This is a genomic window from Bartonella sp. AD328YNZD, from assembly GCF_042196425.1.
This window is the reverse complement of record NZ_JBHIQG010000031.1, coordinates 1412-6069: the sequence shown is the minus strand read 5'-3', so window position 1 is coordinate 6069 and position 4658 is coordinate 1412. Positions and strand designations below refer to the sequence as shown.

At 45.3% G+C, this 4658-nt stretch carries 2 protein-coding genes and 1 pseudogene; all 3 read right to left on the bottom strand.

Annotation, left to right across the window (positions count from 1 at the left end; genetic code table 11):
• The coding region (locus ACFIO3_RS02865) for a portal protein (protein ID WP_375704089.1) at window positions 1-1433 on the bottom strand (1433 nt) is incomplete at its 3' end.
• Window positions 1433-2794 (bottom strand): PBSX family phage terminase large subunit, encoded by a 1362-nt coding sequence (locus tag ACFIO3_RS02860; protein WP_375607027.1) that lies wholly within the window; start codon window positions 2792-2794, stop codon window positions 1433-1435. The genes ACFIO3_RS02865 and ACFIO3_RS02860, both read right to left, overlap by 1 nt.
• Window positions 2795-4443: 1649 nt before the next feature.
• Window positions 4444-4658: pseudogene (locus ACFIO3_RS02855) on the bottom strand (hypothetical protein); the annotation flags it as partial.

Here is a 4658-nt window from a genome sequence, read left to right as displayed (position 1 = left end):
ATAATTTTTCCCTGTCGTTGCCGATATCGACGCAACCCATCAAAAAAGGAAGCCAAAAGATTAAGTGACGATTGTCGCCGTTGTTGTTCAAGAATGCCAGGCTGATTGACAGCACGAGTCCCAACAAATTCAGAAGACAACCCCGTCACCTGTTCGAGAGCACTCTTTGCTTCATTAAACAATTGAAAAAAACCTTGCGGAAATTGTGCCACGGGTTTAGGCTGGATTCTTCCGCCAGAGACAGCCCCACTTTTCAACCAAGTAATGCTATCGGCTCTAGCCCAACTCTCGACGGCTTGTCGATCATCATCAAAAGCATCGCGTTCTGCCATAATGCCGCCTTTTGATTGGCTATTGAGCAAATGCATCACTTGACTAAAATATTTGTTTGCCCACCGTTGCGGATCTTTTGTTGGCTTAACAATTCCGTAAAACTGTCGGCTTAACTTATCAAAAGTACCGGTAATACACTCCCATCCCAATTGATTGGGTGGAACCAAGGGCTTATCAGGCGCTTCGAGCAGCTTTCTGCCCAAAAATGCCCGTTTGACAATTTTTTTGGTCAACTTTGTTGCTTGAATATGAGGAAAGGTTTTGCTTAAATTTTGGAAATCCTGCTCTGAATAATCGATAAATTTTCCACTTTGCGGCTCAAGGACTTTATAAACCACCTCGCGTTCAAACCAGCGACATTCTGCCAATGTCACCATTTTAGGACGTTGATAACAGCTTGCCTCTTCTCCCTCTACCTGATAACTTTGTGTTATCCCATTGCTGGTTGGCTGTAAAAAGCTCTGATGTTTCACCCAATCAGCATGAAGATCGCTCCAATGAACATTGGGAAACATTTCCTGCGCTACTGCAAGAGGTTTTTCATCAATATACCATAAGCGTTGAGCATCAATGAGATTAGACTTAACAGCACTTGCATCCCACACCATTTTCATAGGGTCCAGCCGCGCAATGATTGGTTTTCCTTGTGGATCTTGTTCATAATCAAGGCGTGTATCTGTCCAGCCCATGCCGCAAATAATTGCATCTTGAAAGGCATCGGAATCTTCGTATTCGCCGTCGGCTTCATCGCGAAACCATTCGGCTGCTCCTGTTAGAATCTGATTAGCAAAAGCTGCACCTTCTTGTCGTGGAATAAATTGGACTTGTCTTTTATTATTGCGCTCAGCACCGATCACAGCATTAATTAAAGGTGCAATACGGTTAAAAGTCATCACCGGTCTGTTTTGTTCGTGCAAGACGGCAAGGTCTTGCTCATTCCATTGCCGCCCATTATAAAAATCGTAATCTTCTTGGGCATTTTTTCGCCATTTTTCGACATGGGCAATATCATCCTGATACCAACCCACGAGTTTTTTAAAGAGAGCTTGATTTTCAAGCGTTTCGATTTGATCAAAAGAAGAATTTGTAGACATATTCATTAAAAAGCCATCCATGAAGTTTGAGAATGGTGAGAAGAGCGATAAGTTTTTTTTCGCACTCTAGCATTTGGTTGTTCATAAGCCACGCACATCAGTCCAAAGGCATCGGCCCCATGGCTTGCCCAATCATGTTCAGCCCCTAGACCAATATTGCGCTGTTCATCACGCTTTTCATGATACCAGGCGAGCGCTTTTCTCCCCGCAGATGTTGTTTCACGATTAAACCATAGTGCAGGAAACAACCGCCTTACGGCTTCGATACGCATTTTAACAGCGCCTGTTCCTTGATTAGGAATTATTTTGGTTTGAAAACCAGCTTGTTGAAGGGCACTTTCAAAACTCACATTATAGACACGATCTTTTGTTGCGCCATCATGAGGCAAGACCATAAGAGCCTTATCATATCCCTTTTGAAAGACCCACCCCACATGCTCTGAGAGAGGTTGTCCTTGGGCTTCATAATAATCAAGCACTCGGATTTCCCTTCCAACAAACTGCGCCACCCACAATGCGGTAGCATCGGCCTTTGCACCTGTTCCCCCGATATCCCAAAAGATTCTCACCTGCATCAAAGGGTCCCGTGGAACAGTGGTAATCCGCCCTTCCATCTCGGCTTCAAGCAGACATTTCTGATAATAAGCGCCTTGCACAGCTTGGAGATATTCTCCTTCCCAAATATGGTTATACTGCTCTGGTCTTTGCTGTAAATCGTCCATTCGATCACGATTGAGTTTTTCAGGAAATTGCGGATTATCGCGCCAATTGATCTCCACCCCTTTGATATGAGGATTATCGACATTTCGGAAACGTTTTTCCACGGGTGCATTTTCATGGCATGGGTTCCATGTCACCCATAATTCTGCATTCCAATCTTTTCCTTCTTCGCGCAAAGTTGGAATAAGTGTTTGCCAAGCGGTCTCGGTCACGGGCTCCGCCTCATCCACCCAACAAAGGAAAACGCGCCCCATTGATTTAATGCTTGCGATATTGCGATCAAGCCCAGCAAACACATAGACAATCCGTCCATCTTTTGACTTAATATATTTATCGCCGATTTCATAATAGTCTTGTAAAAAAGAATAAGCTTCGATAGCGCGTTTAATTTCTTCCAACGAACTTTCATTGAGAGAATTTTGAAATTGCCGTGCACAAAGGATAATACCGCGTTCTCCAGCCATTCCATGGCGATATCCCACCACGGCCGACATCAAAGCAAAAGAACGTGTTTTTCCAGAACCGCGTCCTCCCCAAGCGGCTCGCACATCGGCATTTCCAGTAAAAACAGGAATAAGCTTTGGAATAAGAGCTACTTGAGCCGTTTTCTGCTCAATTTTTTGAGAAATTTTCTGAACCGTTGTCATTATAAATTTTCATACTTTAGCAATAATTGCGCTGCACCCTTTTGCTTATCCCAAATTTCATTATCCCAGAGCAATTGAACGAAAAGAGCAATTGAACGAAAAACGCCCTTCTCAAAAGCAGCGCTTTATCTTTTCTTCATCGCACATGTTCAATAAATTTCACTTTTTTACATGAGATCCCCTTGACTCCACCTATATGCCCCAACGTCCTTATCCCCCCAAAGATCATTATCTCCCCAAAGGTCCCTATTTCCCCATCACACCCCTCAAACACCGCGCCTGTCATCCCCCAACCACAAGCACAGTATCCCCCCAAATCATAGCCTCAGCACACGCTCTCAGGCATATCCAAAGCCCAACATCCTCCAAGACCATGCCTCTCAAGCATCACCAATCCTCACACTTTATCCCCCAAGATACCCCACCAAAACACATGCATCCCGCAAGCATAACACTTCTCTCAAGTTTCATGCCCCTCACCCATCAAAACACTGTTCCATATCCACCACACAAATACCCTGCACCAAACCCTCCAGCACACGGGCCCTTACGGCATCATTTACCAAAGCCCCTTCCCAGTATCACGAGCGCCTACAAGCACGATAGCCTCCGCTTCAATCCCCTCAAGATAGGCAATCACCAAAGCATCCCCCTTCCAAGACATCACCCCACATCATCCACCTCAACCTAACATTTTTCAATATCACAAACCTCAGTTATCGAGGTATCACACTTCTCCGGTTCAGTATTTTTGGGCTTCACTGGCACAATCTCGATACACGAAACTGCTTTAACATCTCCCCCATTTCAATAACGAGAAAAGACCAAACCTTCACCAGAAATCCAAAACAGCAAATATCATCAAGCACTCCCCAACATCTTTCAGGTATCGCGCCCCTCACACATCACCATAAAAGCATCTTGCCCTCGCCGCTTCACACAGACCACCCCAGACACCATATACCCCAAAAAACACCATATGCACCGAAGTCTCCTCCAGTCCACGTCCTCATGCATCCCCCACCAAAGCCCAACAACTTCACAGCTCACACGCCTAAAGCACTCAGCCCCTCACCGCAATTTCAATCATAAGCTTTCAGACAAACACCTAGCACCCCCGTTCAAAGACAATATCCCTTAAACATCATGTGCCCAACCCAATATTTTCTCGTAGCTTCAAGCCTCAGTTATCGAGGTATCACACTTCTCCGGTTCAGTATTTTTGGGCTTCACTGGTACAATCTCGATACGCGAAACTGTTTTAACATCTCCCCCATTTCAATAACGAGAAAAGACCAAACCTTCACCAGAAATCCAAAACAGCAAATATCATCAAGCACTCCCCAACATCTTTCAGGTATCGCGCCCCTCACACATCGCCATAAAAGCATCTTGCCCTCGCCGCTTCACACAGACCACCCCAGACACCATGTACCCCCCAAAAAACACCATATGCACCGAAGTCTCCTCCAGTCCACGCCCTCATGCTTCCCCCACCAAAGCCCAACAACTTCACAGCTCACACGCCTAAAGCACACGCCCCTCACCGCAATTTCAATCATAAGCTTTCAGACAAACACCTAGCATCCCCGTTCAAAGACTATATCCCTTAAACATCATATGCCCAACCCCAACATTTTCTCGTAGCTTCAAGCCTCAGTGACCAAAGGATCAGGCTTCTCCGGTTCAGTATTTTTGGGCTTCACTGGCACAATCTCAATACGCGAAACTGTTTTAACATCTCCCCCTGCTTCTCCCGTAACCTGAAGAGGCAAGACTTTTGCCAACAGCGAAAAAAAAGGAACAGGATTATTCAACGCATGATATTGAAGATAAGACACCAGCCCATCCTCACCATAGTGAT